Below are 3,906 nucleotides of genomic sequence, written 5' to 3'. Positions count from 1 at the left end.
GTATCAGATGCACTGAGGTGATGCTATCGCAGGCAAGCCAGCTCCCACACAAGCCAACTCCCACATTTGCGGGGCTAATGAGAATGTTTTTTGATCACACCGCCCCGATATGGAATAGTAGCCGCCGTTTTCCCAGGCCTGTCTAGCCTGGGTGTTTCAACGCCGAGGTCCTCTTCATGCGAATGCTGCGCTCCATCCCCACCCTGGCCGCCTGCCTCCTGGCGTTTTCTTCAAGCGTGCTTAGCGCTGCACCCATCGACCTCAATGACGGCCAACACGCCGTGCACCTGCCGGATGCGCCCAAGCGCGTGGTGGTGCTGGAATTCTCCTTTCTCGACAGCCTCGCCGCCGTTGAAGTGACGCCCGTGGGCGCCGCCGATGATGGCGACGCCAACCGCGTGTTGCCCCGTGTGCGCCAGGCCATCGGCCAATGGAAGTCCGTGGGCCTGCGCTCGCAGCCGAGCATCGAGGAAATCGCCCGGCTCAAGCCGGACCTGATCGTCGCCGACCTCAACCGCCACCAGGCGTTGTACAGCGACCTGTCGAGCATCGCGCCGACGTTGCTGTTGCCGTCACGCGGTGAGGATTACCAGGGCAGCCTGAAATCCGCCGAGCTGATCGGCAAGGCGCTGGGCAAGAGCGCAGAGATGGAGGCGCGTATCCAGCAGAACCGCGAAAACCTCAAGGTCATTGCGCAACAGATCCCCGCCGGCGCCAGCGTGCTGTTTGGCGTCGCCCGTGAAGACAGCTTTTCCGTGCACGGTCCGGACTCCTACGCCGGCAGCGTGCTGCAAGCCATCGGCCTGAAAGTGCCATCGGTACGCGCCAACGCCGCGCCAACCGAGTTCGTCAGCCTGGAACAACTGCTGGCCCTCGACCCCGGCTGGTTGCTGGTGGGTCATTACCGTCGCCCGAGCATCGTCGATAGCTGGAGCAAACAGCCGCTGTGGCAAGTGCTCGGCGCTGTGCGCAATCAGCACGTCGCTGAAGTGGACGGCGACAGCTGGGCGCGCAACCGTGGCGTGCTGGCGTCGGAGCAGATCGCCGAAGACGCCTTGGCGATTCTCAAAGGCGGCAAAGCCGTATTGAGTCAATAAGCGTGCGGCGCAGTTTCGCGGCGGCGGGCATCGTGCTGCTGGGCGCCGTGTTGTTCTGGTACTCGCTGTACAGCTGGTCGCCGTTCACGATCACGGCGACGGACGCGTGGAATGGCCTGGTCCATCAGGGCAGTGTCGGCGGCAATATGGCCTACATCGTGGCCCAACTGCGCGTGCCACGAGCGGTGTGTGCGGCGTTGGTCGGCGCCTGCCTGGGTCTGGCCGGGGCGCTGATGCAGGGCATTACGCGCAATCGCCTGGCTTCGCCGTCCTTGTTTGGGGTGACGGCCGGCGCGGCGTTGGGCTTGGCGTTGTTCTCGACGGGTCTGGTCGCGCCGCCGTTTGCCGGTGGCGCGTTATTGATGACGTGCGTGGGCGGCGCGTTGGCCTGGGTCACGGTGTTCAGCCTTGGCGGCGCCTGGTCGCCGACCACCGCCCAGGGTCGCCTGGTATTGGCCGGCGTGGCCGTCGCCGCATTGTGCGCGGCCTTGACCCGGCTCACGGTGATCCTGGTCGAGGCCCAGGCGCAAAGCGTGCTCAACTGGCTGGCCGGTTCGCTGGCCAACGTCGGCGCCGCGCAAGTGCAGTTGCTCTGGCCGTGCACCTTGATCGGCGGCCTGTGGGCGCTGTGGTGTGCACCGCGGCTGAACCTGATCAACCTCGGCGAAGACGCCGCGCGCTCGTTGGGCGTGGGCATCGCCAGCCTGCGTTTGCAGGTGTTTGTCGCCAGCCTGTTGCTGGTGGGGGCGAGCGTCTGCGCGGTGGGGCCGATTGGTTTTGTCGGGCTGATTGCGCCGAATATCCTGCGCCAGTTCCTTGGCAATGATTACCGCTGGCTGATCCCGCTGAGTGCCGCCTTGGGCGCGGTGATCGTGCTGGGCGCCGACCTGCTCAGCCGCGCCGTGGCCTTCCCGGTGGAAACCCCGGCGGGCGTGGTCACCGCGTTGATCGGCGCGCCGTTTTTCCTCTTCCTTGCCAGGCGCGCCCTATGATCCGCCCGACCTTGCGTCTGTGGCTGTTGCTCGGCCTGTTGTTGCTGGCGACGTTTATCAGCCTCAGCGCGGGCACCTTGTGGCTCAAGCCCGCCACCGTGCTGGAGCGCCTGCTGGCCCACGACGCCCTCGACTTTGAAGTGTGGAACCACCGCCTGCCGCGCAGCCTGATCGCGATCCTTGCCGGTGCCGCCTTCGGCCTGGCCGGGGCGATTGTGCAGGGCGTGATCCGCAACCCGCTGGCCTCGCCGGAAATCCTCGGCGTGACCCAGGGCGCCGGGCTGGCGCTGACCGTGGCGATCGTCAGCTGGCCGCAGTTGCCGATTGCCTGGCTGCCGTTGGTGGCGTGCCTGGGCGGGGCGGGCGGCGCGTTGCTGCTGGCGCTGTACAACACCGGCGTGAGTTTTTCCGGGGTGCGTTTTGCGCTGTCCGGGGTGGCGATTGCGGTGACCTTGTCCAGCGTCACCGAGTTCCTGATCCTGTCCCACCCGCTGGATATCAACACCGCGCTGCTCGCCCTCACCGGCAGCCTGTGGAGCCGCAACTGGCACCATGTGGCGCTGGTGTTGCCGTTCCTCGTATTGATCCCGCTGGGCCTGTGCCTGGCCAAGCCGCTGAACCTGATCGCCCTTGGCGACGAAGCCGCCCACAGCCTGGGCACTGCGCTGAACCGCACGCGCTGGTTGGCGATGGCCTGCGCGGTGTTGCTGACCAGCCTGGGCGTAGGCGTGATCGGACCGATTGGTTTTATTGGCCTGGTCGCACCGCATATGGCGCGCAGGCTGGTGGGCGGGCATCACCAGTGTTTACTGCCGGCGGCGATGCTGATCGGTGCACTGTTGCTGGTGCTGGCCGACACGCTGGGACGCACCTTGATCGCGCCCAGCGAAATCCCCGCCGGGGTGCTCACGGCGGTGATTGGCGCGCCGTATTTTCTTTGGTTGCTGGCACGGTTCAAGGGCTGATCACATGAGTATTCTGCAGGCACACCAGCTCGATATCGGTTACGGCGCGACGCGCATCGTGCAAGGGCTGTCGTTCACGCCGCCGGCGGGCAAGGTCACGGCGCTGATCGGCCCCAATGGCTGCGGCAAGTCCACCTTGCTCAAGGCGTTTGCGCGCATTCTCAAGCCGACCCAGGGTGAGCTGACCCTGGATGGCCAGGCCTACGGCAGCCTTTCCGCGCGCGAGTTGGCACGACAGATCGCGTTTTTGCCGCAAGTCTTGCCGGTGCCGGAAGGGGTCAGCGTGCGCCAGTTGGTTGCTTATGGCCGCAGCCCGCATAACTCGTTGTGGGGGCGTTTGAGTGGCAACGATCAGTCCCACGTGACCCAAGCCATGCAACGCCTGGAGCTGGACGTGCTGGCGGATCGCGCCTTGGCGGATTTGTCCGGTGGGCAACGTCAGCGTGCATGGCTGGCGATGGTGTTGGCGCAGAACGCGCCGGTGGTGTTGCTGGATGAGCCGACCACTTACCTCGATATCAGTCATCAGGTTGAGCTGTTGGATCTGATGGGGGAATTGGCGGCGGAAGGCAAGACGGTGATTACGGTGCTGCACGATATCAACCAGGCGTGTCGGTATGCCGACCATTTGGCGGTGATGCATGGCGGCAGGTTGGTGGCCGATGGCGCTCCGGGAGATGTGATCAGTATTGAGTTGATGCGCCAGGTGTTTGATGTGCAGGTGCAGATCATGCAGGAGCCGGTAGCCGGCACCCCCATGTGCCTGATCGAAAAAAGCACCCGCCCTCAAGCCTGACTCGGTTCAAAAAATGTGGGAGCTGGCTTGCCTGCGATAGCGGTTTATCAGTCACA

4 protein-coding genes are annotated in these 3,906 nt (G+C 65.0%); all 4 read left to right on the top strand.

Annotated features, from left to right (window positions below; translation table 11 throughout):
• The first annotated feature begins 182 nt into the window (after window positions 1-182).
• Genes B348_RS0107815 through fecE form a run of 4 tightly spaced genes read left to right on the top strand, consistent with a single transcriptional unit; the run spans window position 183 to window position 3,850 of the window.
• Complete coding sequence (locus B348_RS0107815; RefSeq protein ID WP_017735575.1) at window positions 183-1,097, top strand: Fe(3+) dicitrate ABC transporter substrate-binding protein; 915 nt, start codon at window positions 183-185, stop codon at window positions 1,095-1,097.
• Between the two features lie 2 nt (window positions 1,098-1,099).
• A complete protein-coding gene (gene fecC, locus B348_RS0107810) occupies window positions 1,100-2,089 on the top strand; it encodes an iron-dicitrate ABC transporter permease FecC (protein WP_017735574.1) in 990 nt (329 codons plus the stop codon).
• Window positions 2,086-3,054 (top strand): iron chelate uptake ABC transporter family permease subunit, encoded by a 969-nt coding sequence (locus tag B348_RS0107805; protein WP_017735573.1) that lies wholly within the window; start codon window positions 2,086-2,088, stop codon window positions 3,052-3,054. Before fecC ends, B348_RS0107805 begins: the two co-directional genes overlap by 4 nt.
• A gap of 4 nt (window positions 3,055-3,058) precedes the next feature.
• Complete coding sequence (fecE, locus tag B348_RS0107800; protein WP_017735572.1) at window positions 3,059-3,850, top strand: Fe(3+) dicitrate ABC transporter ATP-binding protein FecE; 792 nt, start codon at window positions 3,059-3,061, stop codon at window positions 3,848-3,850.
• Window positions 3,851-3,906: the final 56 nt, after the last annotated feature.

It is taken from the genome of Pseudomonas sp. CBZ-4 (genome assembly GCF_000346755.1).
In the GTDB taxonomy this organism is placed as follows: Bacteria; Pseudomonadota; Gammaproteobacteria; order Pseudomonadales; family Pseudomonadaceae; genus Aquipseudomonas.
The sequence above is the reverse complement of the archived record's forward strand: the minus strand, read 5'-3'. Positions and strand labels throughout refer to the sequence as shown.